Origin of the sequence: Neobacillus thermocopriae, from assembly GCF_010975035.1 — a bacterium.
GTDB lineage: Bacteria > Bacillota > Bacilli > Bacillales > Cytobacillaceae > Neobacillus > Neobacillus thermocopriae.
The window spans coordinates 36,951-63,142 of sequence record NZ_JAAIUV010000010.1 but is presented as its reverse complement, the minus strand read 5'-3'; the positions used below and the strand labels follow the sequence as shown (position 1 = coordinate 63,142).

The following is a 26,192-nucleotide window of genomic DNA, read 5'->3' as shown; positions in this document are numbered from 1 at the left end:
ATGATTAAACCAAAGAGTGGTTCATATCAGAATAGAGGAAGCACCCTGGTCAGCGGCGTATATCCTCCTATCAAAAGCTATGGCTTTCGGTCGTGCAATGTTGATGCTTCCGGTGTCATCTTTATGGTGCCCTACAGCTGAGAGAAAAGAGGCTTCTCGTCGCTATGTATTTGGACAAAACATATCAAAATCGAAAAATCGACAAAAAAGACCAAGCAAAGTGCTTGGTCTTTTTGGATTTATTCATATTTCCGGAAGACGATTGTGGCATTGTGTCCACCAAAACCTAATGAGTTACTCATTGCAGCCTTAATTTCTTTTGGACGAGCTGCATTCACAACATAATCTAAATCACACTCAGGGTCTGGAGTTTCGTAATTCATAGTAGGTGGAAGCATATTATCTTGCATGGCAAGCACTGTAAAGATCGCTTCCACAGCTCCAGCCGCACCAAGTAAGTGACCAGTCATCGATTTTGTTGAGCTCATCGCTAAACGGTATGCATGCTCACCAAATACTTCTTTTACAGCAAGGGTTTCAAATTTGTCATTATATTCTGTACTTGTACCGTGAGCATTGATATAATCAATGTCCTCTGGCTTTAAGCCAGCATCGTTAAGAGCCATTTTCATTGCGCGGGCACCACCTTCGCCTCCTGGTGCCGGAGCAGTAATATGATAGGCATCCCCTGTCGCCCCATACCCGACAATTTCAGCATATATTTTTGCTCCTCGGGCAAGTGCATGCTCCAATTCTTCGAGAATAACAATTCCACAACCTTCACCAATAACAAAACCATCACGGTTTTTATCAAAAGGACGGCTGGCCGTTCGAGGATCCGGATTTGTTGAAAGTGCTGTATTGGCACAGAAACCAGCTACAGACATTTTTGTAATCGGAGCTTCAGAGCCACCCGCTATCATAACATCCGCATCTCCACGTTGAATTACTTTAAATGCATCACCGATTGAATTTGTTCCTGTTGCACATGCTGTTACTGTACATGAATTAAATCCTCTTGCACCAAGAGTGATAGAAACTTGGCCTGTAGCCATATCTGGAATCATCATTGGAACAAAGAATGGACTTACCCGTTTGTATCCTCTCTTTTGAAATGTCTCGAATTGTTGTTCAAATGTTTCCATACCACCAATACCAGATCCAATCCACACGCCTACACGGTGTGAATTTTGTTCGTTAATTTCTAGGTTGGCATCTTTCACTGCCATTAATGCACTAGCCACAGCAAACTGTGTAAAACGATCCATTTTTCGGGCGTCTTTTTTTTCAATAAAATTTTCCGGGTTAAAATCCTTAACTTCTGCAGCGACCTTCGCTGGATAGTCATCTGCATTTAGTCTTGTAAGTGGCCCAATACCAGATTTTCCCTCAAGAATTCCTTTCCAAGTTGTTTCAACATCGTTGCCCAGTGGTGTTACCGCGCCAACTCCCGTCACTACAACTCTACGTTTATTCATTTATACATTCTCCTTTTCTATTCTCTTGTATGAAATGATCTTCGAATAATTTGTTTATTTTCCCCAGCGGATAGCAATTGCTCCCCAGGTTAATCCGCCACCAAAGCCAACCATGACAATTAAATCATCGTCTTTAATCTTCCCAGCTTCTACTTCCTCTACTATAGAAATAGGAATAGATGCAGCAGAAGTATTTCCATATTTATGGATCGTTTTAGACATTTTTTCAGGAGGCAGCTCAAGCCTTTGCCTTGAAGCTTCCATAATACGAATATTTGCCTGGTGTGGAATTAAGAAATCAACATCTTCTTTTGAAAGACCTGCTTTCTCCAATACATTAATACAGCTCTCTCCCATTTGTCTAACGGCAAATTTAAATACCTCTCGACCGTTCATTACTATATATTCTTCCTGATATAGGTGTTTTCCTCCTGAACCATCTGCTCCAAGCTCAAATGAAAGGATTCCGCGGCCTTCAGATACAGCCCCAATAACAGCTGCACCTGCGCCATCCCCGAATAAAACGGCAGTATTACGGTCAGTCCAGTCTGTTATTTTTGAAAGCTTCTCTACACCGACAACAAGAACATATTTGTAGACTTGGGATTCAATGAACTGTTTAGCTGTGACAATACCATACATAAAGCCTGCACATGCGGCACTTATGTCCATCGCAGCTGCCTTTTTTGCTCCAAGTTTTTCTTGAATCATACAGGCAACTGATGGGAATGGGGTATCAGGTGTAACAGTTGCCACTAAAATTAAATCAATATCCTCCGGTTGAATTCCGGCATCATCAATCGCTTTTTGTGCTGCCATAAAAGCCATATCTGATGTATCGACATCATCGGCTGCAATTCGTCTTTCTTCAATTCCTGTTCTTGTTCGGATCCACTCATCCGAAGTATCCATCATTTTTTCTAAATCAAAATTTGTCATTACTTTTTCAGGTAAATACCTACCAATACCAACAATCCCTGCTCTCATTTCGCCATCTCCTTCGGATTTATGGAAATTATATCAATAGTTTAATATCAATTATTATGACTTGGTACTAATTTTATCAAAAATGTTTTTTTTTCACAACAACTAAACTACTAGATAAAAAAACAAGCTGCCCACAAGATATGGCAGCTTGTTTTGTATTATGTATGGGAGGAAATTACTCAGGTAATTTTCCTGTTTCTTTATAAGTTTGTATATGTCTTTTCATTTTTTGAACAAAGTCTTTTTTGACTAAAGGACTAAATTTTCCCAATGTGATGACATCGTCTTGAAAATCAAACGAAAGATTTCCAGATTTGAGTTCACCTTTATTAAATTGTTCAGCAATAATCTCGTATAGTTTACCAACATTCTGAATGGTACTTGTTAAAACAGTCGACTCACCTAAATCAGATTGGTCTGAAACATAACCAATGACATATAATCCTCTTTCCTTTACCCTTTCAATCACTGGGACATTATAACCATCACCAGCTGGGTAGATCACATCCACCCCCTGATCCATCATTTTATCTGCTATTTGGATCGCTTTCATATCATTATCCCAATGTTCCACGTATTCAATGCTTACTTGAACGTCATTTTTCTCAGCTAGAGCCCCTTGATAAAATCCTTCAATTTCGGGCTGCCATTCATAGGCGGCTAAAACTCCCACTTTATTTTTTTTTGACATATGGGCAGCAACCATCCCGCCAAAAAAACCCATTGCATATGACTTAAAATTGAGACTGGTAGTATTAGGATTTTTAGCCTCCCCATTAAAACTGACAAAATGTATATCTGGATATTTCGAGGAAAGATGATTAAAATATTCTGCATACTCCGAGCCATGGCCGAATATCAGATTTACACCTTTTTGATCAAATTCTTTCACAGCTCGTTCAACTACGTATTCAGAATTCATTCCTTCTTTATAAAAAACATCGACTTCCAATTTTGATTGGATCCTTAACAATCCTTCAAAACCTCTTGTCCCCCAAACCTGGTCATTAATTGTCTCTGGGACCAACAAACCAACTTTTGTTAAATGTCCCTTCGGTTTCGTAACTCCACACGCCCCCAATAAAAAAAGGCATAGTAAAATGATTCCGAAACGTTGCAGCATTCATTGCATCTCCTTCGAACGGCACCCTAACCAAACACGTTATTTTCTATTAACAGTAATAAAAAGGAAGAGCATATTTTCTTCCATTCTAACCTTTGAATAATAAAATGAAAAGATTTATTTAGCTAATTGGACCTAAAACAGTTAATAGCGATCTGATGAAAGGTTCTGATATAGCCATTTCGTATGTTCCATTTGTTTCGACAAAGAAGAAGAAATGGATGTAATCTTTGTTGGTATTATTCTCTTAATTTCTCCATCAATTTGAAGTTTTTCCTCATTTATTGATTTTCGATACCTCTTGTTTATTTTTAAATATTCAGCACATGTATCCCAATACATGTCCTTTCCACTTTCCAGTAAATAGGTACCTGATTTTTCTGATTCTATAATACCAAGGATGGATTCTGCAACATCATCAATAAAAAGTGCATCATCCATCCACTCTCTTTCCGAATGAAAAACCTCAGTATTTAAGATCGATGCAAGAATGACTTGTTGAAACATAAATGTTGAAGGCTGCCACGGACCATAAATAGTTGGTAAATAGATCAATTGTAATTTAGTTGATATCTTTTTTACTTGATTGATAAAATATTGAATTTCATTCGAACCGCTCCATTTTAGCAATTGAATGGGCAATAATAATAAAATCTTGAGATTACATTTATGTTTGTTAAAATAGGCAAGAAATTTTTTGGTGAACTGTTCATTTAAAATAATGGACTCTTGTTGTAACATAAAAAAATCATAGATAGGAAAAATCATTAACCGATCATTGTCCGTTCCATCCAAAATTCCTTCGAAGCTATACTCCTTAAAATTGGCATTTCTCCCCACCTCAAGTCTTTTCTCATCTACATAGGTACCATCCACCTCTGGGATATGAACACCTTTTACCTCAATACCTTTATTTAATAGGACTTTCCCAATATGAAATCCTAAAAAATGATATACACCTATAATGATGGCCTTGTCCATACTTACTTCCTCCTCAAACTAGCCTTATAAAATCCTATGCTATTCTAGAAGGAAATATTTCTTTGAGGAGGTGAACCTATAAAACCGATTCATGTGATTTAAAGAATTTGTAACATATTTTTCCAAGCTGTAGTTTTTTTTCAGGAAGGAGAAAGGTGGGATTAATAGGTGAAGAACCAAGAATTTGTTGATATTGTTTTGATTGATTGTATGACCTAGCTCCTGAGAGAACGTGAATAATATGAACTGGGATTCCATCTTCTAATTGAATCGGCACTTCCATTTTAGAAATCAAGTTGTTCAAGCCTATCTCATCCAATTGATATGCATCCATTAACTCTCTTGTTAATTTTTTGTAAAAAAATTTATGTTCCTTTTCTTGTTCAAGATGATATTTTAATGAAAGAATTGGATTGAGAAGTAAAACCGACCTAATATTTTCTTTCATTTTCTTCATTAACTGGATTGCTATTAAAGCACCCATTCCTTCTGCTAAAATATGAATTTTGTGGTTAAGTATCTCACTCCGAATCACCTGATGATATAATCTTTGTGCAAGGTCAGCAGCACGTGCACTTCCCCAATTACGCCCATAAAGATTAGAGGAAAAAATGGTGTACCCCATTTCTTTTAACTCATCGATGATGACCAGCTTTCCTTCATTTTGCGTCCAAAAGCATTTACCTTCTTCCACAAAATGTCTTTCATCACCTATCACAAGTACCCCAAATCCAGTCGGTTTTTCAGGGTAATAAATGATATTCCATTGGGTATCCATTTGAAAACTCCGGCTCTCCATCGGTAATATCTCCTTTTACATATTTCCTCACGATATTGTATGCCATTTCACAAAAGCGGCACGGGGATATGCCTATTTTCAATCATTTATAAAGAAACGGTTCATAATTTTCACATCATATGGTAATATAAGATAGGATGTAATATAGGCAGGTGAAAATAATGAGGTATTTTTGGACGTTTTTCTGGACTTTTCTATTGGTAGAAATGCTTACATATGTGGTTAGTTCAATGTCTTCTGTTGCATTTGATTTTAAATCTGGTGCATTCGTTTCTGTCATCGTGACCATTTTAATTATTGTAGGTACTACTTTAATTCCAAATGAACCTGTACAAAAACATGAATAGTTTGACGTTTCTTAGGTCCTCCATTATGCTGGAGGACCTTTCATTTCATTTACACAATTTCTAAACTAGCTTTAGTATAAGCTCCCCATCGGCTTCGATGATTTCTACTTTAGAGCCTTCGCGTATCCTCCCGGATATAATGTCACGGGCAAGCTTAGTTTCAATATTTCTTTGCAAGTATCTTTTTAAAGGCCTTGCCCCATAAACCGGATCGTATCCATTAACAGCTATAAATTCTTTCGCCTCTTCACTAATCGAAAGTTCTATCTGTTGCTGTTTAAGTCTATTTTCTAATTCTTTTGTTAATTTAACAACAATATTCTTAATATCCTCTAATGTCAATGGCTTAAATAGAATCGTTTCATCAATCCGATTTAAAAATTCTGGTCTAAAATGACTTCTTAATTGTCCTAGAACTTTTTCCCTTGTCGTTTCGGATATATCCTTTTCTTGATCAGAATGATCCAGTAAAAATTGTGATCCAATGTTGGATGTCATAATGATGACCGTGTTTTTAAAATCAACCACTCTTCCTTGTGAGTCAGTAATCCGTCCATCATCAAGTGCCTGCAAAAGTATATTAAAGACTTCTGGATGTGCTTTTTCAATTTCATCCATTAAGATAACGGAGTAAGGCTTTCTACGAACAGCTTCAGTCAACTGACCTCCCTCTTCAAATCCTACATAACCAGGAGGGGCTCCAATTAATCGTGAAACAGCATGTTTTTCCATATATTCGGACATATCAATCCGTATGATATGTTCCTCACTGTCAAAGAGTGACTCTGCTAGTGCTTTGGCAAGTTCCGTTTTACCAACCCCAGTCGGTCCTAAAAATAAAAATGATCCAATTGGCCTATTCGGATCTTTTATTCCAGCTCTTGCCCTAAGTACCGCATCAGCCACCAAATTTACAGCTTCATCTTGCCCAATTACACGCTTATGAAGGATGGATTCCAGACGCAATAGCTTTTCTCTTTCACCTTCAACAAGTTTGGATAACGGGATACCTGTCCATCTGGATACTATATTAGAAATTTCTTCTGCAGTAACCTCTTCTCGCAGCAAACGGTCATCTCTTTCTGTTGCTTGTTCAAGCTCCTTTAATTCTTTTTCAGCCGATGGAATCAAGCCGTGACGTAGTTCCGCAGCCCGATTTAAATCATACTTATCTTCTGCTTGCTGCAACTCTCGGCGATATGCTTCAATTTGTTCTCTTTTTTCCTGCAATTTTTGAATAACTTCTTTTTCACTAAGCCACTTGGCTTTCATCACATTGGCTTGTTCTTTTAACTCAGCTAATTCTTTTATGAGTGCATCCAACCTTTGTTTACTGACCTCATCTTGTTCCTTTTTTAGGGCAGCTTCTTCTATTTCCAATTGCATAACTCTACGGGTCACTTCATCTAGTTCTGTAGGCATTGAATCAATTTCAGTTCGAATTAATGCACACGCCTCATCTACAAGATCAATGGCTTTATCAGGAAGAAACCGGTCTGTTATATATCGGTCGGACAATGTGGCAGCTGCAACTAATGCCTGGTCATGAATTTTAACCCCATGATGAACTTCAAAGCGCTCCTTTAGTCCCCTTAATATGGAAATCGTATCTTCTACATCCGGTTCCTGAACAAGAACCTGTTGAAATCTTCGCTCTAATGCAGGATCCTTTTCTATATATTTTCGATGTTCATCTAGCGTTGTTGCTCCAATACAGTGTAATTCTCCCCTTGCAAGCATCGGTTTCAGCATGTTGCCTGCATCCATTGCTCCTTCTGTTCGACCAGCTCCGACAATGGTATGAATCTCATCAATAAATAAGATAATCCGACCTTCGCTTTTTTTTATTTCATTCAATACGGCTTTTAATCTTTCTTCAAATTCCCCTCTAAATTTCGCACCGGCAATTAATGCACTCATGTCTAAGGCAAAAATCGTTTTATCTTTCAGCCCTTCTGGTACATCTTTTCTCACAATTCGTTGGGCAAGACCTTCCACAATAGCCGTTTTCCCAACTCCAGGCTCTCCAATTAATACAGGATTGTTTTTTGTCTTTCTAGATAATATTCGAATTACATTTCGAATCTCCGTATCTCTCCCAATGACCGGGTCCAATTTTCCTGTCTTTACCTCAGCAACCAAATCTCTTCCATATTTTTCTAAAGCATTATAACTCGCTTCTGGATTCTGTGATGTCACTCGCTGGTTCCCCCTTATTTCTTTTATTGCCTTTAATACATCTTCTGAGGTCAAACCGTTTATTTGAAGGATGTTATGGATCTCATTATCTTTTGTTCTTGCCGCAGCTAATAGAGCATGCTCAACGGAAATATATTCATCAGTAAATGTCGATGCTATTTCTTCCGCTTGCACCAAGAGTTTTTGAGTTTTTGTTGAAATATAGATATTTCCTTTTTCTACTCCGCTTCCGGTAACCTGAGGTTTTTTCGCGAGAATTTCTAAAAGCCTTTCTTCTACTTTTAATGGACTTATGCCTACTTTTTCAAATATGGCTGAAATTAAACTATCTTCTTGGTTCAATAAGGCTAAAAATAAATGTGGCTCATCCAATTCCTGATGATGCATCTTTATTGCTAAACTTTGCGCTTCCATTAACCCTTTCTGCAACCGTTCTGTCATCCGGTTTATATCCATTTTCTCACTCCCTTTCTTGACCTTTTTTGACCTTTTAATTTCATTATAAGACATGGGATGTTTAAAAGTAAATTTATAAAAGCCATCCTTTTGGATGGCTATGTGTTTTGCAATTATGGTTTTCTTAAATACGTCCAGACCCTGTCATCATTAGAAGTCTCAGGAAACCTTTCTCCTGCTTTGAGCTTAATTTTTTTTGGATTGACTACATTATCCCCAGATTCTCCAATTTCAATATATATACCATTGTTTGGTGCTTTTTTACCCGGTCGAAACTGATGACTTTGCCCCATCATTTTCCCTCCTTATCAATATCACCTATATTATGGCCATTATAGATGATAACAATTAAAGGAAGTTCTTTCTATTTAAAAAGAATTGTTTTATTAATTAATGTTATTATAGTCATGAAATATAGCAACTTTACTTCTTTTTAAAAATGCCTCCCCAAATATTCTTTCATGTTTTCGACAATATTTCCTAAGAAATAAGACGGATAAACATTTGAATCATTTTTTGAAGTGCAGTCTCATCATTGATAGGATAGCATGGGATCATCGTTTCTTTTTCTATGTCAGCATTGATTTCATCTTTCCAATATAGAATGGCTATTACATTGGTTAAGTTATGAAGTAATGGAATATCTTTTTTATTCCTTAATAAAAGAATCTTGGGATAGTTTTCTTGCTTGTATCCCTCCACTAAAATCAATTCTGGCTGAAAATACATAAGAAGTTTTATTTGCTGTTTTAGTCCATCAGGCACCTTATCAGCCTGGAGTATCAAACTCCCTTCACCTTCCACAAGGGATACATTTGCTCCTGCCTTTAAATACTTTGTAGAATCCTTTCCTTCCACCAAATCCGGTTTACCGCCATGTCCATGATGCTTAATAACAGCTGTACGGATACTTAATTCCTTTAAACCTTTAATGAGTTTTAAAATTAATGTAGTTTTTCCACTGTTTTGATAACCAACAATTTGAATAATTACAGGATTTACCAAGGCCACTCACTGCCTGTTTGATCTTCAAGTAATAGAACATCTACCTCTGATCCTGCCTGAATCCCTCTTGTACCTCCAGGAAGAATCATCAATGAATTGGCGCCTGCCAGACTCATGATAATATTTGATTTATCCAATCCACTAGGGGAGACTCTAAGCCTACCGCCATCGATTGTTACAGTACTTCGGACAAGTCGTGTAAAAGGATTGGCTTTAGGGAAATCAACGTCTAATTTTGCCTTCTCTTTTCTTAAGTGCGGTTTTTCTGTAAATAATTGCTTCCGAATAATAGGACGTACAAATAATTCAAACCCTACATAACAGGCGGAAGGATTTCCAGAAAGTCCAAATAATAGTTTTCCATTATAATGGGCCACGGTTGTAACACTTCCTGGTCTCATTGCAACTTTATTAAATAATACTTCTGCATTTAATTTTTTATATATCTCAGGTAGGTAGTCAAAATCCCCTACAGAAACTCCTCCTGTTGTAACCAACAGATCTACTTTCCCTATCACGTCCTTTACTGCCTCAAAACATGTATCAAATTCATCTGGCAGCTTACCAAAATATTGAACACTAGCACCTGCCCGTTCAATTTGGGCAGCAATCATATGGGAATTACTATTTCGAATTTTTCCAGGTAATAAAGGTTCTTCAACTTCTAATAACTCAGTTCCTGTTGCAAAAAGCCCTACTATAGGCTTTTGGGCAACAGGAACCTTTTTATATCCAAATGCGGCGAGCATAGCTTGAATTCCAGGATTTATTAAGGTCCCTTTTTTAACTAAAATTTCTCCTTTTGTCGCGTCTTCACCACGAAAGGAAACATTTTCTCCCTTTTTAAAACTACGCTTAATGGACATATAAGGTGTTCCATTCTTTTCATAAGTTTTAGCTACTTCAAGCATTACAACAGCATCAGTACCTTCAGGCATCATAGCGCCAGTCATAATTCTAACTGCTTGATTATCTTTCACCACTTTATTCGAAACCATTCCAGCACCAATATGGTCAATTACTTCAAATTCAATTGGGTTAGATTGTGAAGCATTCGTCGTATCAATCGACCTAACTGCGAAACCATCATATGGTGCCCGATCAAAATGAGGTACATCACAAGTAGCTATTAAATCCTCTGCTAAAAATCGACCATAACTTTCCTCAATCAGTACATATTCCATTTTACCAGGAATTTGATATTCCATAATCTTCTTAACTGCTTCCCCAATGGGAATTGGTTGTCGTCTTTCAAACAATTTTATCGGCTCCTATCATTTAACGATCCATTCTTTTTATATATTTAACATCACCCATTATAAACCTATCTAAATCTTGCAGACATATCAAATATCACATTTATGAAACTTTTTAAGAAAAAATGAAAATCTTACGCTTATGTGATACAGGTCACCTGTTTTATTTCTAATTTCAATTATGCTTAAGTTAGAAAGCTCAATTTATAAACATAAGGAGGATTTTCCATGAATACATTTCCATTTACAACAAACTCATTTGTGAAAGATATTGTTAACGGATTACCTAAATCAAGTGATCTTTTTAAACGATTAAGAATTGATTTTTGCTGCGGGGGAAATATTTCTCTTTCCGAAGCAGCTAGACAAATTGGACAAAATCCCGATTCCATATTGGAGGAATTAAAAGCATTATTTGAAAAAAGCAATGTTCAAGAAACTGATTTAGAAGTTTGGACAAATTCTGATTCAAGCACCATTATTGACCATGTAATATCCCATTATCACCGTGCAACAGAAGAAGAATTTAACATGCTAGGCCCATATGTAACGAAAGTTTCAAAGGTTCATGGTGATCATCATCCAGAACTTATAAAAGTTCATGAATTATTTTTTGCACTGAAGAAAGAAATGTTAGACCATTTAACGAAGGAAGAAGAAACGGTATTTCCAATCATTAAAAAGCTAGAAGACGGAACAATAGAGAATCGTGAAGAAGCAATCAATTTAATTAACGAGCTTGAAAAAGAGCATGACCATGCTGGTGCCATTTTAAAGGAACTTCGCCAAATAACAAATGACTTTACCCCACCATCAGATGCTTGTGGTACGTACCGGTTAGTCTACAAGCGGCTGGAGGAACTGGAAGGATTAACTTTCATGCATGTACATTTGGAAAATAACATCTTATTCCCAAGATATTATTAAGAAAAGAGAAAGCGCCCTGGTCAGCGGCATATAGCCTTCTCCCAAAGCTATCACTTTCGGTCGTGCAATGTTGAAGCTGCCGAGCCTTCCTTATGATGGTCTTCAACTGAGATAAAGGAAACACGAAGAACCGAAAGTGATTCGATGTTGAATTATCGTAGGGCGGAGATTGAGGGGGTCTCGCCGCTAGAGGGCTGGAGCTAGACAGTTCTCACATTAAGAAGAATACGTTTTAATAAAAAACTCTCCACTTTGGAGAGTTTTTTAACCGCCAATGTATGACATTTCAATTTTTTTCCGGTTATTATCCGTTTCTGCTGTTCGTTCATCTGAATATCGATCGTCCCGATGGTTCCAAATGGATGAGATTCTTTCGGCAATTTCTTCATCTGATGCCCCATTTCGCATGAAATTTCGTATATCGTGGCCATTTCCATTAAATAAGCAAGTATAGATTTGGCCGTTTGCAGAAAGACGTACACGTGTACAACTAGAACAAAATGATTCAGATACAGATGTAATAAAACCAACTTTAATATTTGTATCTTTATAACGATAATGCTTAGCAACCTCACCAAAGTAGGCCGCATCTAAGGGTTCTAATTCAAAATGTTCTTGAAGCATGTGAAATATTTCTTTTTTAGTAACGACATCATCCATTTTCCAACCATTCGTCGAACCAACATCCATATATTCAATAAAACGTAGCTCCAAACCATTGTCTTTGCAAAATTTAGCCATTGGTATAATTTCTAAATCATTTAGGCCTTTTTTTACAACCATGTTTATTTTGACACCCAGTCCGGCTTTTTCAGCTGCCTCAATTCCTTCAAGCACAGGTGCAGTACCTATTCCACGGCCATTTATTTTTCCAAAAAGTTCATCATCCAAGCTATCTAAACTTATATTCACTCTTTTTAAACCAGCTTCTTTTAATTTTGAAGCTAATTTTGGGAGCAGTACACCATTAGTTGTTAAACCTAGATCTTCAAGACCATTAATACAAGACAGTTTTTCAACTAGTACAGGCAAATCTTTTCTTAGAAGTGGTTCACCGCCGGTCAAACGAATCTTCTTAACCCCTAGGCTCACAAATATTTTTGCTAAACGTTCAATTTCTTCATATGTCAACAAAGCACTTTTTGGAAGAAATTTAAAGTCAGGGCCAAACTGATCGGCTGGCATACAATATTGACAGCGAAAATTACATCGATCAAAAACAGAAATTCTTAAGTCCCTTAATGGTCTATTTAATTTATCTTTAACAATGATTTTTTTCACTCAATCAACTCCATGAAAATAGAAGCTTTTACCCTATTGTAACAGATACATATTTAATACTGTTATTTTATTCACTATCGCTTCATTATTCCTTTTTTGTAGTAATTAAAGCTTAAATGATAAGTTTTTTCCATTTTATGTAATAATTATAAAAAATTGTTATAAGTTTTCACTATATTGTCATTGTTTACCCCTATTAATAAGAAAATCCTGATATAAAATGATACTATCGAATCATATTGTTAACACAAACTAACTTATTTTTGTTCGAGGTGAACAGAATGACGACAACTTTGAAACCTACGCATTCCATTGAAATAAAAGAATTGCTTAAATTTGCTGACCGCAGATTTAGAAGTGAAAGAGGAAGATTTTTATTCCAAGAGGGAATGGTTGCTGATGAGCTTTATGTCATTATTTCCGGTAAAATACAAATTAGTAAAATTACTTCTGACGGTCGGGAGCTATCCTTAAGAATATGCGGCGAAAATGAAATATGCGGTGAATTAACGCTTTTTACCGATCAACCAAAATATTTATTAAGTGCGAAAGTCCTTGAAGAAGGTGAAATTGCCGCTATTAAAAAAGAAGTCATTGAAAGTGAGATTTTTCAAAATAGCAAGCTTGCCTTTGAGTTAATGAAATGGATGAGCGATCATTTTCGAAAAACTCAAACGAAATTCCGTGATCTAGTTCTGAATGGGAAACGCGGCGCTCTCTTTTCTACATTAATCCGAATGACAAATAGTTATGGTGTAAAAAAAGGCGATGGAATCTTAATAGATCTTCCATTAACCAATCAAGAACTCGCCAATTTTTGTGGAACTTCCCGTGAAAGCACAAATAGAATATTAAGTGAGTTAAAACGTGATAATATCATTTCCATAAAACGAGGAAAAATAACCATATTAGATTTGCAGTATTTAAAGGATGAAATTGGCTGTGAAAATTGTCCAGCTGTTTATTGCAATATTGAGTAAGACGGGGACATTCCCCGTCTAATACATAAAAAAACAAAATCTCCCTTTAATCTCTTACTGGACTTGTTTTTCCCTCATAGCCTTTGGAATATAAACACAATATGGTTCACTTTCCAAATAATCTCCCGTCATGGCATATGCTCTAGATCGTGATCCACCGCAAACATAGCGGAATTCACATACCCCACATTTACCTTTAAACCCATCTGGATTTCTTAATGATTTAAAAATTGGTGATTCCCGATAGATTTCTGCTAGTGGTGTTTCACGAACATTGCCCGCTTTCACTGGTAGAAGGCCACTCGGATACACATCTCCAATATGCGAAATAAACACAAATCCATTCCCATCATTTACACCTTTAGGTGCCCGACCAAGCCCATCAATAGATCCTGTTAATCCTTTTTCCGTCAATGCCGATAGATAACTAATTTCATCCGTCTGCATTTTTGCTTCACGCATTTTTTGCTGGATAACCACTCGGCGATAATGCATGGCTTCTGTTGTTTTAATATCGAAAGACACTTTTTTGCTCAGTTCATAAAGCCAGCGAAGTACTTTTTCATGCTCAACAGGTGAAATCATGTCAGATGCCTGTCCTCTTCCAGTAGGAACGAGAAAAAACACACTCCATAACACACATTTTAATTCCTCAACCAATTTGGCCATTTCATCAAGATGTTCATAATTGTATTTTGATATAACCGTGTTAATCTGAATCGGCATTTCTAATTTATGCAAATATTTAATCCGTTCCATTGTTAAATCAAATGAACCAGATGTTCCTCTAAAATGATCATGTATTTCCGCATTTGGACCGTCAATACTAAATGCCCAACGGGAAAGTCCGACTTCCTTCGCTTTGCGCATTGCTTCAAATGTTACGTTAGGTGTAGCACTTGGTGTCATGGAAACACGAATACCTTTTTCAACGGCATATTTGGCAATGTCAAAAATATCTTCTCTCATTAAGGGATCCCCGCCAGTAAAAACAAGAAGCGGGTTGTTCATATCATATATTTGATCAATTAAATGTTTACCTTCTTCAAAAGTCAACTCTCTTGGATCTCGAGTATATTGTGCGTCTGCACGGCAATGCAGACATTTTAATTGACAGGCACGCGTCAACTCCCATATGACAATAAATGGATCTTTGTTAAAATCCCGGCTAAAATCCATGTTGAAACGCCTCCTAATGTCGGCTATGTTCAAACAATAGCCTTAATTACTTTGTATTATAAAGGTGTTTATGTTAAAAAAAAGTGAACTATCTCACAATTATTGATTAAGATGTGGACGTTTTGTGAAGTGTCACTAATTTTTCTGTATCCCAAATGAATTCATTGAAACATCTATAAAAAATAAAAAACAGCAGAAAATCTGCTGTTTCTTTAAGAAATTGTTAATACCTCATATTTTGCAGCCAAGTCTACAAATTCCGCCATTCCACTAATTTTTCCAACAGCCAACTTATTACTTACTTTATAATGGTCAGCACAAGTTTTACATGCTAAGATTTTAACACCTTTTTCTTCCATTTCTTTAAGGTGAACAGAGACTAAAGAATTCTCTGTCATTGTTAGTACTCCGCTGTTCATACAAAATACAGCGACAGGTAGTTCTTCTTTTTGCTTTACAATCGTAAAGAAGGTTTCTAACACATTTTCACCTAAGGTTTTATCGCCATTTCCCAGTTGATTGGAACTGACTAAAATTACTTTGCCTTTCATATTTTTTTCCTATTGTCCTCCTTTAACGGATTCCTAAAGCAATTTTCGCGTATCGTGACATCATATCTTTATTCCATGGAGGATTCCAAACAATATTCACATCAACATCTTTAATTTCGGGAATATCTGAAAGCGCCCGTTTTACTTGATCAACAATCGTACCTGCTAGAGGGCATCCCATAGAAGTTAATGTCATGGTTATAGTAACTTTCCCTTCATCATCCATTTCCACATTATAAACTAAGCCTAAATTAACAATATCAACGCCTAGCTCAGGATCAATAACCAGCTCAAGCGCCCCCATTATATTTTCTTTTAAATCTTCATTCATTATTGATCACTCCTTATTAATTATCTGTAATCATTACAAGTGGGAATTTTGGTATAAAAAAGAAAAGGTATACCTCATTCTTTTCTTCTTCTTTCCACTTGTAAAGCAAGTATATCGAGTTTCCCAATGATTTGGTGTGAATTTTTTTACAGTTTGGATATAAAATTGTTAACATAGTAACTATGAAAAGCATGTTTTTAAAACCTTACTTATTTGTAGTGTAACATGAAGAGAATTATTTTCCTAAAATTTAGCATGAGAAAGCAAAATTGAAATATAAAGGAGTCTTTAAATGACAAACAGACACTTAATCGCATTGGATTTGGATGGAACTTTATTAAAAGATGATAAAACGATTTCTGCGAAAACTAAAAACATCCTTAAAAAAGCAAGAGAGCAAGGACACATTGTGATGATTGCTACTGGCAGGCCTTTCCGCTCCAGTGAAATGTATTATCGGGAATTAGAACTTAACACACCAATCGTAAATTTCAATGGGGCGTTTACCCATCATCCCCTCGATCCAAATTGGGGATTTTTCCATGAACCACTGGATATAAAAGTAGCAAAAGATATTGTAGAAACATGTAGAAACTTTCATTTTCACAATATTATTGCAGAAGTTATGGATGATGTATATTTCCATTATCATGACCAAAAACTAATTGAGATATTTAATCTCGGAAACCCGAATATTACTACTGGAGATTTAGCCAAATATTTAAAGGATTCACCGACTAGTATGCTCATCCATACAGAAGAAGATGAATTAAAAAAAATCCGCGACCACCTTTCAGAAGTTCATGCTGAAGTCATTGACCATCGCAGTTGGGCGGCACCATGGCATGTCATAGAGATTATAAAAAGCGGATTAAATAAAGCTGTTGGCTTAAAAAAGGCTGCTGACTATTATGGGATACCAGCGGAAAGGGTTATAGCTTTTGGTGATGAGGATAATGATTTAGAAATGATTGAGTACGCCGGATATGGAATAGCGATGGGAAATGCAATTGATCAAGTAAAAAATATTGCCAATGATGTCACATTAACGAATGAGCAGGACGGAGTTGCTTTATATTTGAAAGATTTATTAAAGCTAGAGTAAGCCCTAGGCTAATCACCATTGTTTACCTAAATGAACCGTTCAATGTTGGGCATACTATTTCTTGAGGCAGCACAGCTGTTTCAAAAAGAGCCTTGAGCATATTGGAGGGATTCTAATGGGTAAAGGAAACAAATCTAAACGCTTTGTCCAACAAGGAACTGATTCGGTCAGAAAACACGATGAACGAATCCCCTACCACATGACCTATGCTGAAGCGGAAGCTCAGAAAATGGCCAATGTGAAAAACTCCTCACTTGGAGGAATTTAACTATGGGTAATCGATTGTTCCAAGAAGCTCGAAGATTTGTTGAAATGGCGAAAACCGCAAACCCATCTGACCGCGAAGAGGCAGTAGCAAAAGCCAAAAACGCACTAAGCTCTGCTTTTGCTAACTCTACTTTCGCAGAACAAAAACAACTCCAAGAAATGCAACAAGAGCTTGACCAAATCAACTAAATTCATGAAAAGAAAGTGGAGGCGGCCTTTAAGGCACCTCCTCTTTTCATTTAAACTTTTCTAAAACGATAGGATACATGTGTTCAATTTGACCCATTTGATCTCGACCGTAAAGATTTAGAAGCAAATAAGCATTTTGCGGCAGTTTATCTTTAGGAATATCAATGGCAATCTGAAACGACGTCCATTCATCCTTGTTTCCTAGTACCTCTAACGGATGCTCTTGGATATATTCCACATGACCATCTTCAACGGAATAATAAACAATACTTTTTTGTGGACGGACCTCCCCCTTTATTACATATTTCCCTTTATTACCTGATACCATAATATTTCGAAAGACAGTGTTTTCCTCTGGAATCAAAAAAGCAAGAGATTTTGTTAAGTTTGAACGGTCTTTTATTGGTTTGTCATTCAAACGTATTGGTTTTAGTTGTGCCAACAAGGTATATTTTCCTGAGGGCACTCGCTTGCCATCCCACTGGTAATTCCAATATTCTTTCCATGTGATTGTTTCTTTTGGCTTTACCGTTATTGTATGTATGGCCTGTAGGAAAAGCCTCCCTTTTGAGAATCGATATACTTCTTTCCCTTCTTGGTTAGTAATAACAAGTTCATAATACTGCGAAGTTGGAAACTCATAATGAAGAGGAAATTTTCCTTTATTTTGTAAAACTAGTTCTATTTCTACCCTTTCTGGCCCTGGTGTAACATTTACATTCAAATCGTTATTCTTTACTCTCCATCCACCTGCTGCTTCTGTTCTAATGATGGTTGAAAACAATAACATTATGGCACAAAGAATGATTCGCATATAGACCTCCATCTCTGCTAATCTCGGCGAAAAAACCCATAAACACCTGTAGTTTGAATGATATTTGTAAAAGCATTTGGATCCACTTCATGAATGATTCGTTCTAAATCAAAAAGTTCATAACGGGTAATGACGATCATCAACATATCCCTTGTTTCATTCGAAAACGCACCTTTTGCCGGAATCATAGTAATTCCTCGAACAAGTTTCGAATGGATTGCATTCTTCATCTCATCTGCTTTTTTAGTAATGATAAAGGCAGTTAATTTGTGATGTCTTGTATGAATAGTATCAATCACTCTTGTAGAGGTATATAGGAAAACAAGTGTATATAATGCTTTTTCCCACCCGTAAAGAAAGCCTGCTGTTACGACAATAATCCCGTTCAAAATAAACATATACGGACCAATAGGTTTATCCTTCAACCTCGACAATACCATAGCTATAATGTCTAAACCGCCAGTAGAGGCTCCCCACTTAAGCGTTAATCCGACTCCAACGGCAATAATAACTCCTCCAAAAACCGCATTTAATAAAATATCATTTGATACATGGATAATAGGTATTAGTTCTAAAAAAAATGATGAAAGGGCCACACTTAGAAAACTGTAAATCGTAAATGATTTCCCTACCTTTATCCACCCCAGAATGGCGACTGGAATATTAAGGAGCAACAATAGTATTCCGACAGATAAATGAAAAGGGGTATAATCCGTAAGTACTTTTGAAAATAATTGGGCAATTCCTGTAAAACCACTGGAATACACATTTGCTGGAATTAAGAAAATATTCATCCCAAGCGCACTTAGAAAAGCTCCTAAAATAACAACGAAAAATTTTTTTGTTTGAAGCCAAAACAACGAAATCCCCCCTTTTTATGCAAGTTAAGGTAATTGTGTTTTTAATCCGAAACCGATAAACTTAAAACTATATATCATTAGTTTTTCGAAAGCAGGTGAGCTTCATGCAGGTAAAAATACTAGCTGACAGCGCATGCGATTTACCAAAAAGTTTTTATGAAGAAAATAAGGTTACCTTATTCCCTTTAAAAGTAGAGATTAATAACCAAGAATTTGAAGATGTTAAAAACATTCATCCTAAAACCGTTTATGAAGCAATCAGAAATGGCTCCATTCCCAAAACATCACAAGTTTCTCCATTATTGTTTCAAGAAGTATTCACACAGATGGCTGAAAATAATGAAGAGGGAATTTATATTGCCTTTTCCTCACAATTATCAGGAACGTATTCTACTGCTGTTATGATTCTCGATCAAGTCAAGGAAAAGTATCCAAATTTTGATTTAACCATCGTTGATACTAAATGTGCCTCCCTTGGTCAAGGGTTGATCGTTAAAGAAGCAGCAAGGTTAGCTGCAAATAATGTTTCTAAGGAAGAAATTCTGAAGATAGTCCGCTTTATGGCTGAACATATGGAGCATTTATTTACTGTAGAAGATTTGGATTATTTAGCAAAGGGCGGTCGTGTTTCAAAAGCCTCTGCCTTCCTAGGGGGGTTACTGAACATCAAACCGATATTAAATGTGGAAGATGGAAAACTCGTCCCAATTGAAAAAATACGTGGGAAGAAAAAAGTCCTTCGTCGTTTAATGGAACTGATGAAGGAACGAGGAGAAAATTTAAAAGATCAAATCATCGGGATTAGTCATGCCGATTGTGAAGAAACAGCGATTGAAGTTAAAGGCATGATAGAAGATGAATTTCATCCAAAAGAAGTCTATATTTCTTCGATTGGTTCAGCCATAGGGGCTCATACAGGTGCAGGAACTATCTCTATATTCTTTTTAAATAAAATGCCAACATAAAAGTGAGGTGTCCATTCACCTCACTTTTATTATTTATGATCCGTTTTCTTCGAGTACTGATTTTTTCCAGCTTTGCGATTTTTTTCGCGCATCATGTTCTTTTCATGGAGCAATGCATTATGATCTTGGGCTTTTTTATCATTATCTGATGTATGAGGCATTATTTTTACTCCTTTCCATAAAGATTCACTTTATATTTTCTGTCAATATGGAAAAGAGTATGTAAGGAAGTTAATCTTTCTTCACATAAGTCCAAAAGCCTTCTTGATAAACCTTTCCCTCTTTCATCAATTTTCCCAATGCCCGTTTAAATGCAGCTTTACTGAGACCAAATCGTTCTTGAATATCTTCTGGCATACTTTTATCACTATATGGCATGGCCCCATTACGACTCATCAAATAATCATAAATCCTTATAGCATCCGTTTCCTGTGTCTCCTGTTTTCGACCAAGCAAAGAAACATTTATCGTTCCATCTTCCTTAACATCAATAATCCTTCCTTCTACCTTTTCACCTAAACGCGGTTCCTGTTTCCGCTGCGATTCATGGATGAACCCTTTGAAGCCCTCAATTGTATATATCCAGCTTCCGACTTTTGCAGTCCTATAAATATATCCATGAACATTTTTATTAAAATCCTTTCTGGCCGCTTTACTGGCAATCGATTGAATCACTTGGTCCGATGCCAGTTTCGCATATAATAGACCATTTCGGTTGACCCTTAATGTGACATAAAGTAGGTCCCCTTCCTTCGGCCAGACAGATTTGTAGGACGGCAGATCATCCTTCCCTAGCAAGATATCTTTTCTAAGTCCGATATTTAGAAACACACCGATTTCTGGTTTCACACTCGTTACTTTTACCCAAGCATAACGGCCGACTGCAACCTCAGGTATGGTCATAGAAGCGGCAGGACGACCTTCTGAATCAACATAGATGAAAACTTCTACTTCATCCCCCTCTACTAACTCTCTATTTGCGTCATTAGAATGAAGCAAAATATCTTCATCACCGTCGGTTAAAAAATAACCAAACTGTGCTTTGCGGGCAACAGTTAATTTTGTGGTTTTGCCTATTAATTCTTTAATGGACATGAATAACTCCCCTTTTCTTTTTTGGAGAATATGTTAAGTTGTTTGAACTGCTTTATTTTACTATAATGTAGGCATAAAGGAAAACTTTAGTAGGATATTAAGGAAGTGGAGGTAGAAATCATGTCGAAAGACAGCTCATTTGATATTGTATCCAAAGTGGATTTTTCAGAAGTAACAAATGCGATTACTCAAACGATGAAAGAAATTAGCACTCGCTATGATTTCAAAGGAAGCAAGAGTGAAGTCACTCTTGATAAGGAAGAGCTTGTTCTAATCTCCGATGATGAATATAAAATGGAACAGTTAAAGGATGTCTTACTTAGTAAATTAATTAAGCGCGGTGTTCCGATTAAAAACTTAAATTACGGTAAACTAGAAAAAGCATCAGGGGGCACGGTTCGTCAACGCGTTAAGCTTGTTCAAGGGATTGACAAAGAAAATGCCAAAAAAATTAATACCATTATTAAAAACAGCGGCTTAAAGGTGAAAAGCCAGGTACAAGAGGACCAAATCCGTGTCAGCGGCAAAAGCCGGGATGATCTGCAAAAAATCATTTCCTTGGTGCGTGAGGCTGATTTAAGTATTGATGTACAGTTTGTGAATTATCGATAGTAGAAATGATTAGGAGCTTATAGAGACGAGCTCCAAGTTAAGTCTTTCTAGAATCGAAGATACTGCTTACATAACCAATATTAATAATGAAAACCATAGGATAATGCAAATCATAGTAAAACGCATCGGGAAACCGATGCGTCCATTATTATTCTACTCTATTTCTTTTACCTCTCTTAATGATTAAAATTAAGAACAAAAGTATAAGAAGACTAGAAATGACAACGGCTAAAATGAATGGAATGTTTAATCCTGATTTATCTGCAAGCACATATATCTCCGATTCATCACGTTCTATAACTAAGATGTATTCGTCATTCTTACTACGAACCAAATCTCCCGCCAATAAGCCGCGTAGTTCTTTACCTTTCTCTAGCTGTTCAGCTGTCAATGTTACTTTTTGAGTTTCTCTAGTATTATTGATGGCAATTACTGTTGTTTCACCTTTATATTTCCGTTTATATACTGCCATACCATTTTGATCATACAGCACTTCCATTGTACCTCTAGTTAAAGAAAGCAACTTGTTTCTTAATTCGCCTAGTTTCGTCATATAGTCAATCAGTTCTTTTTCTGCACGGAAATTCATCAATCGGCGATTATCAGGTATTTCACCACCATTTAGGGCAATTTCAGTGCCGTAATAAATGACGGGAATCCCTGGTGTAGTATACAAATAAGTAAGTGCTGTTTTCCAGCGAGAACCCGGAAACTGTCTTTCTTCAACAATGTCTTTTGTAAATCTTGATGTAAATTCATTATCGAAGAAATTTGCCGTTACATAAGCATGTGCCCCATTTTCCGAATAAGAACCAAGTGTACTGAAAGAACGGTTTGTATTGGCAAAAACCTTTCTTAAATTCTCACTATAACTGTAATCGAATATACTGTCTATTCCGGCTTCTCGATATTTTTCTTTATCAATAGCGGTATTTTCAGAAGATATTCCCATTAGAAAAAAGTCATTTTTTTCTCCTTTTACAGCCTTTGAAAAATTACTCCAAAAACTTAAAGGAACACGGTTAAATTCAGGCAAACTATATCCATCAATATCCGTTTCGTTTATCCACCATATTGCTGCATCAATGAATTCATTTGCTTGACTTTCTTCCAAATTCATACCATTCTTATTGACTACAACAAAATCGATAATTACTTTCAGCCCTCGTTTATGGGCTTCCTTTACTAACTGCTTGAACGTATTCAACGTACCGAAATGTTCGTCTACTTTATAATAGTCCTGCACCCAATAACCATGATAGCCGCCTTTTGTATTATCAAAAATCGGTGTCAGCCGGATCGTTGTAAACCCCATATTATGTATGTAATCGAGCTTATCAATAATACCTTGCAAATCACCACCATTATATGCTTCCGGATTTTTTACATCTACATCATAATCATTGCTTATATCGGCATTATTAAAGCGGTCAATCATAATGGAATAAACCAGTTCATCTTGCCAGAATCGACCATCTTTTTTTTGCTCTGCCTTTACTGGAAAGGCTGAAGCGAATAAAACTACCGCGATTAAGAGTAAAATTTTTTTCATATTAATATAAAACCTCCTCACAAAAAAAGAAGAGGATTTCCCCTTCCCTATACCCATTTTAATTTATAAATCTGGTTATTCCAAATTAAAATCATTCGTTCTGTTAATTCACAATGTTAATATTGTAATCTTTAAACCATGTGTGCAATTGAACAAAATAGGCTAATAACTGTGAACCTGTCATGAGTTGCCCAAACCAAGGTTCCTGAAAGGAGTTTCCTCCAGACTTAACAAGTTTCTTCAGTTGCTTTTTATCAAAAAACTCATGTAGGGCCGAATTTTTATCTTTTAAAATGTTTTCCATCATTATTTGGATAATCTCTGTATAAATTGGATTATGTGTTTTGGGGTATGGACTCTTTTTCCTGTATAGTACTTCCTCAGACAAAATACCTTCAAAAGCTTTTCGAAGAAGTCCTTTTTCCCGGCTACCATACATTTTCATTTCCCATGGGATATTCCATACATATTCTATTAGTCGATGGTCAGCAAATGGAACACGAACCTCTAGGCTGGCTCCCATGCTCATACGATCCTTCCGATCAAGTAATGTAGTCATAAACCAAATCATATTAATATAAAATAATTCCCTACGTTTTCCTTCAGACAAGCTTTCTCCTTCTAATTTCGGTGTCTCAGCACAAGCAAGCTGATATTGCTCCATGCAATACTCACTTAATCTTAATTGTTGCTGCCAATGGGGCTTTAGTAAATTCTCCCGCTCAGAAACGGATCGCATCCACGGAAAACCAGGCCTCTGTAAATCTTGTTGGCGATGAAACCATGGATATCCACCAAAAATCTCATCTGCACATTCTCCTGACAAACTGACAACAAAATCCTTTTTAATCTCGCGGCAAAACCATAGCAAAGAGGAATCCACATCCGCCATTCCCGGCAAATCTCTTACTCGAACAGCTTCAAACAATTCTTGCGCTAATTGCTTCTGTGAAATGGTCTTACTATGATGAACGGTCTCGTATTGCTTTGACATTAGTCGTATCCATTTTTCATCTGAATTAGGCTGAAATTCATTAGCTGAAAAATAAGTATCATTGCCTTCATAATCGATGGAATAGGTGTGTAACTGTCCTTTTCCTTGTTTCTCAAATTCTTGGGCCGCAATGGCAGTTATAATACTTGAATCAAGTCCCCCAGATAAAAAAGTACATAAAGGTACATCTGAAACGAGCTGTCTAGTTACAGCATCGCTTACTAAATAACGAACTTTTTCAACTGTTTCCTCCAAACTATCCTTATGTTCTGCACTTTGCACATTCCAATAACGCCAAATCTTTAAACCATTCCTTGAAAAGATTAATGCATGAGCAGGTCTAAGTTCTTTTATTCCTTTAAAAACACCCGAACCGGGCGACCTTGATGGACCGACACCGAACACTTCACGAAGACCATCCTGATTAATTTCTGTCTTTACTTCAGGGTGTGCAAGTAATGCCTTTATTTCTGAAGCAAATAGTAATCCATTTTGATGTTCCTTAAAAAATAACGGTTTAACCCCTAAACGATCCCGTCCAATGAAAAGTTGCTCCTTTTTACCGTCCCAAACTGCAAAAGCATAAATGCCATTTAAATGTTCCACACAATCCTCCGCCCATTCTATATAGGCAGTTAACAGTACTTCTGTATCAGAATGGCCCTTAAAAGAATATCCTTTAGTAAGAAGAATTTTGCGGATATCCTCAGTATTATAAAGTTCTCCATTATAACAAATTGTGTAGGTATAACCTTCTTTTTGTTTGGACATGGGTTGCCGTCCCCCCGCCGGGTCAACTACGATCAACCTTTTATGTCCAAAGCCTACATGTAAATCTGTCCATAAATTCGTTTCATCCGGACCTCTTTTTTCTAACGTGTTCGTCATTTTTGTTAGGGTATCCGTTTCTTTACTTATATTTTTATGGTAATCAGTCCAACCTAAAATTCCGCACATAAACCCTGCTCTCCCTTCCTGAATCTGCCTTGCATGTTTTTTATTGTATTCAGCCAGAGCAATATAGTTAATTGTCCTAATAACGAAAGTGTGTGAGGGATTCTTACAAGGTTAAAAGAAATTTTTATTTCGGTTGAAAATGATTAAAGTTATAAAATGGATGGATTATGTCTAAAAAGGAAAATGAAAGCTTTTGCACGGAGGGAAACGATGAATCGACAGCAACGAATGCATTTATACGATATTCAAATGAGGGCTTATACAGAAGGATCTGTTGAATATATTAACGACCAATGGATTTTTTTCGATGAGGAGACAGAGGAAGCTTCTTTGTTAGAGAATTTTCTCCAACAGGAAATTGAAATCTTTCGAATGAACCGTTGGAAAACAGGTATACTGGAAGACTCGGGAAAAATTCGAGTAGGAAATGAAATTATCATGGTGCGCGACCATGATAAAATTAGGATGAGAAAGCACCTAATCTATTCTCTTGAAAAATTGCTGGAAGGAATTAATGATGATGCTTTTTTTCAGTTTGTCACAACATTAAATTCTTTAAATTTCTCTATTTATGATTGTATATATTGTTATAATCATTTATCCTTCCTTTCCGATGAAGACTGTAAAGATGGGGTAAATTTCATGGTTTTTGACAATCAAGAACATATTTGCACTGTTCAACATCATTTTTGCTATTTTGAAAGGGTAAACGACCGGTTTGAATTTACTTTAAATACAGGGAAACGATTAATCATTGAAAAAATGATCTCTTAGGAAAAGGCTCCCGAATAATGAGCCTTTTTTAGTTTGGTTATATAATCATCTCTGCTTTCACATTTTTATACCCCATGTTCTAACACTGTTGACCTCTTTAATAACAACGAACGAAATATCCTTTTTTT

28 protein-coding genes are annotated in these 26,192 nt (G+C 36.4%); 9 read left to right on the top strand and 19 right to left on the bottom strand.

Annotation, left to right across the window (positions count from 1 at the left end; all coding sequences use genetic code 11):
• Window positions 1–239: 239 nt before the first annotated feature.
• The 5 genes from fabF to G4Z05_RS08155 form a co-directional block, all read right to left on the bottom strand.
• Window positions 240–1,478, bottom strand: a complete 1,239-nt coding sequence (gene fabF / locus G4Z05_RS08175) for a beta-ketoacyl-ACP synthase II (protein ID WP_163251362.1) — start codon at window positions 1,476–1,478, stop codon at window positions 240–242.
• A 54-nt stretch (window positions 1,479–1,532) separates the two neighbouring features.
• Window positions 1,533–2,465, bottom strand: coding sequence for a beta-ketoacyl-ACP synthase III (locus G4Z05_RS08170; RefSeq protein WP_038540389.1), 933 nt, complete (start codon window positions 2,463–2,465; stop codon window positions 1,533–1,535).
• A gap of 175 nt (window positions 2,466–2,640) precedes the next feature.
• Entirely contained in the window at window positions 2,641–3,588 is a 948-nt protein-coding gene (locus tag G4Z05_RS08165; protein ID WP_163251361.1) for a BMP family ABC transporter substrate-binding protein, read from the bottom strand.
• 144 nt (window positions 3,589–3,732) lie between these two features.
• A complete protein-coding gene (locus tag G4Z05_RS08160; protein WP_163251360.1) occupies window positions 3,733–4,569 on the bottom strand; it encodes a hypothetical protein in 837 nt (278 codons plus the stop codon).
• A gap of 76 nt (window positions 4,570–4,645) precedes the next feature.
• Entirely contained in the window at window positions 4,646–5,368 is a 723-nt protein-coding gene (locus tag G4Z05_RS08155; protein ID WP_163251359.1) for a hydrolase, read from the bottom strand.
• Window positions 5,369–5,529: 161 nt separating this feature from the next.
• Between G4Z05_RS08155 and G4Z05_RS08150 the strand changes: the two genes are divergently transcribed.
• Window positions 5,530–5,715: a YjzD family protein gene (locus tag G4Z05_RS08150; protein ID WP_163251358.1), complete on the top strand. Its 186-nt coding sequence runs from the start codon at window positions 5,530–5,532 to the stop codon at window positions 5,713–5,715.
• Window positions 5,716–5,775: 60 nt separating this feature from the next.
• Here G4Z05_RS08150 and clpB read toward each other — a convergent pair whose 3' ends face one another.
• The 4 genes from clpB to G4Z05_RS08130 form a co-directional block, all read right to left on the bottom strand.
• Window positions 5,776–8,370, bottom strand: coding sequence for an ATP-dependent chaperone ClpB (gene clpB / locus G4Z05_RS08145; protein ID WP_163251357.1), 2,595 nt, complete (start codon window positions 8,368–8,370; stop codon window positions 5,776–5,778).
• A 113-nt stretch (window positions 8,371–8,483) separates the two neighbouring features.
• The gene (locus tag G4Z05_RS08140) at window positions 8,484–8,663 is read right to left on the bottom strand and encodes a YjzC family protein (RefSeq protein WP_038540372.1); all 180 of its coding nucleotides are present in this window, start codon (window positions 8,661–8,663) and stop codon (window positions 8,484–8,486) included.
• 187 nt (window positions 8,664–8,850) lie between these two features.
• Window positions 8,851–9,381 carry a molybdopterin-guanine dinucleotide biosynthesis protein B gene (mobB, locus tag G4Z05_RS08135; RefSeq protein ID WP_163251356.1) on the bottom strand — a complete coding sequence of 177 codons (531 nt, stop codon included), beginning with the start codon at window positions 9,379–9,381 and terminating at the stop codon, window positions 8,851–8,853.
• On the bottom strand, window positions 9,369–10,634 hold the full coding sequence (locus tag G4Z05_RS08130; RefSeq protein WP_163251355.1) for a molybdopterin molybdotransferase MoeA: 1,266 nt from the start codon (window positions 10,632–10,634) through the stop codon (window positions 9,369–9,371). The genes mobB and G4Z05_RS08130 overlap by 13 nt, the downstream gene beginning before the upstream one ends.
• Before the next feature lie 225 nt (window positions 10,635–10,859).
• Here G4Z05_RS08130 and ric point away from each other — a divergent pair, with 225 nt between their 5' ends.
• Complete coding sequence (gene ric / locus G4Z05_RS08125; RefSeq protein WP_163251354.1) at window positions 10,860–11,558, top strand: iron-sulfur cluster repair di-iron protein; 699 nt, start codon at window positions 10,860–10,862, stop codon at window positions 11,556–11,558.
• 264 nt (window positions 11,559–11,822) lie between these two features.
• Here ric and moaA read toward each other — a convergent pair whose 3' ends face one another.
• On the bottom strand, window positions 11,823–12,839 hold the full coding sequence (gene moaA / locus G4Z05_RS08120) for a GTP 3',8-cyclase MoaA (RefSeq protein WP_163251353.1): 1,017 nt from the start codon (window positions 12,837–12,839) through the stop codon (window positions 11,823–11,825).
• A 281-nt stretch (window positions 12,840–13,120) separates the two neighbouring features.
• Here moaA and G4Z05_RS08115 point away from each other — a divergent pair, with 281 nt between their 5' ends.
• The gene (locus tag G4Z05_RS08115; protein ID WP_038540362.1) at window positions 13,121–13,819 is read left to right on the top strand and encodes a Crp/Fnr family transcriptional regulator; all 699 of its coding nucleotides are present in this window, start codon (window positions 13,121–13,123) and stop codon (window positions 13,817–13,819) included.
• A gap of 54 nt (window positions 13,820–13,873) precedes the next feature.
• Here the strand turns inward: G4Z05_RS08115 and G4Z05_RS08110 are convergent, their stop codons facing one another.
• The 3 genes from G4Z05_RS08110 to G4Z05_RS08100 form a co-directional block, all read right to left on the bottom strand.
• Window positions 13,874–14,998, bottom strand: a complete 1,125-nt coding sequence (locus G4Z05_RS08110) for a TIGR04053 family radical SAM/SPASM domain-containing protein (RefSeq protein WP_163251352.1) — start codon at window positions 14,996–14,998, stop codon at window positions 13,874–13,876.
• A 212-nt stretch (window positions 14,999–15,210) separates the two neighbouring features.
• Window positions 15,211–15,549: a DsrE family protein gene (locus G4Z05_RS08105; protein WP_163251351.1), complete on the bottom strand. Its 339-nt coding sequence runs from the start codon at window positions 15,547–15,549 to the stop codon at window positions 15,211–15,213.
• A 22-nt stretch (window positions 15,550–15,571) separates the two neighbouring features.
• On the bottom strand, window positions 15,572–15,880 hold the full coding sequence (locus tag G4Z05_RS08100; RefSeq protein WP_163251350.1) for a metal-sulfur cluster assembly factor: 309 nt from the start codon (window positions 15,878–15,880) through the stop codon (window positions 15,572–15,574).
• 292 nt (window positions 15,881–16,172) lie between these two features.
• Here G4Z05_RS08100 and G4Z05_RS08095 point away from each other — a divergent pair, with 292 nt between their 5' ends.
• The 3 genes from G4Z05_RS08095 to G4Z05_RS08085 all read left to right on the top strand — a co-directional run bounded on the left by G4Z05_RS08095 (window position 16,173) and on the right by G4Z05_RS08085 (window position 17,441).
• Window positions 16,173–16,985 carry a Cof-type HAD-IIB family hydrolase gene (locus G4Z05_RS08095; RefSeq protein ID WP_163251349.1) on the top strand — a complete coding sequence of 271 codons (813 nt, stop codon included), beginning with the start codon at window positions 16,173–16,175 and terminating at the stop codon, window positions 16,983–16,985.
• Between the two features lie 115 nt (window positions 16,986–17,100).
• Entirely contained in the window at window positions 17,101–17,253 is a 153-nt protein-coding gene (locus G4Z05_RS08090) for a hypothetical protein (protein ID WP_163251348.1), read from the top strand.
• A 2-nt stretch (window positions 17,254–17,255) separates the two neighbouring features.
• Window positions 17,256–17,441 carry a DUF3813 domain-containing protein gene (locus tag G4Z05_RS08085; RefSeq protein ID WP_163251347.1) on the top strand — a complete coding sequence of 62 codons (186 nt, stop codon included), beginning with the start codon at window positions 17,256–17,258 and terminating at the stop codon, window positions 17,439–17,441.
• Window positions 17,442–17,487: 46 nt separating this feature from the next.
• Here the strand turns inward: G4Z05_RS08085 and G4Z05_RS08080 are convergent, their stop codons facing one another.
• Both G4Z05_RS08080 and G4Z05_RS08075 read right to left on the bottom strand, forming a co-directional pair.
• The gene (locus G4Z05_RS08080) at window positions 17,488–18,255 is read right to left on the bottom strand and encodes a BsuPI-related putative proteinase inhibitor (RefSeq protein WP_163251346.1); all 768 of its coding nucleotides are present in this window, start codon (window positions 18,253–18,255) and stop codon (window positions 17,488–17,490) included.
• Window positions 18,256–18,272: 17 nt separating this feature from the next.
• Window positions 18,273–19,115 carry a YitT family protein gene (locus tag G4Z05_RS08075; RefSeq protein ID WP_163251345.1) on the bottom strand — a complete coding sequence of 281 codons (843 nt, stop codon included), beginning with the start codon at window positions 19,113–19,115 and terminating at the stop codon, window positions 18,273–18,275.
• A gap of 104 nt (window positions 19,116–19,219) precedes the next feature.
• Between G4Z05_RS08075 and G4Z05_RS08070 the strand changes: the two genes are divergently transcribed.
• Entirely contained in the window at window positions 19,220–20,080 is an 861-nt protein-coding gene (locus G4Z05_RS08070; protein ID WP_163251344.1) for a DegV family protein, read from the top strand.
• Window positions 20,081–20,109: 29 nt separating this feature from the next.
• Here the strand turns inward: G4Z05_RS08070 and G4Z05_RS08065 are convergent, their stop codons facing one another.
• Together G4Z05_RS08065 and G4Z05_RS08060 are read right to left on the bottom strand one after the other, a co-directional pair.
• Window positions 20,110–20,241 carry a DUF3941 domain-containing protein gene (locus G4Z05_RS08065; protein WP_081905143.1) on the bottom strand — a complete coding sequence of 44 codons (132 nt, stop codon included), beginning with the start codon at window positions 20,239–20,241 and terminating at the stop codon, window positions 20,110–20,112.
• Between the two features lie 70 nt (window positions 20,242–20,311).
• Window positions 20,312–21,175, bottom strand: a complete 864-nt coding sequence (locus G4Z05_RS08060) for a CvfB family protein (RefSeq protein ID WP_163251343.1) — start codon at window positions 21,173–21,175, stop codon at window positions 20,312–20,314.
• A 120-nt stretch (window positions 21,176–21,295) separates the two neighbouring features.
• Here G4Z05_RS08060 and G4Z05_RS08055 point away from each other — a divergent pair, with 120 nt between their 5' ends.
• Complete coding sequence (locus G4Z05_RS08055; protein WP_038540337.1) at window positions 21,296–21,787, top strand: YajQ family cyclic di-GMP-binding protein; 492 nt, start codon at window positions 21,296–21,298, stop codon at window positions 21,785–21,787.
• Window positions 21,788–21,935: 148 nt separating this feature from the next.
• Here G4Z05_RS08055 and G4Z05_RS08050 read toward each other — a convergent pair whose 3' ends face one another.
• Complete coding sequence (locus G4Z05_RS08050; RefSeq protein ID WP_163251342.1) at window positions 21,936–23,339, bottom strand: alpha-amylase family glycosyl hydrolase; 1,404 nt, start codon at window positions 23,337–23,339, stop codon at window positions 21,936–21,938.
• Window positions 23,340–23,442: 103 nt separating this feature from the next.
• Window positions 23,443–25,290, bottom strand: a complete 1,848-nt coding sequence (gene asnB, locus G4Z05_RS08045; RefSeq protein ID WP_163251341.1) for an asparagine synthase (glutamine-hydrolyzing) — start codon at window positions 25,288–25,290, stop codon at window positions 23,443–23,445.
• Between the two features lie 210 nt (window positions 25,291–25,500).
• Here asnB and G4Z05_RS08040 point away from each other — a divergent pair, with 210 nt between their 5' ends.
• Window positions 25,501–26,064 (top strand): DUF2777 domain-containing protein, encoded by a 564-nt coding sequence (locus G4Z05_RS08040; protein WP_163251340.1) that lies wholly within the window; start codon window positions 25,501–25,503, stop codon window positions 26,062–26,064.
• Window positions 26,065–26,192 lie beyond the last annotated feature (128 nt).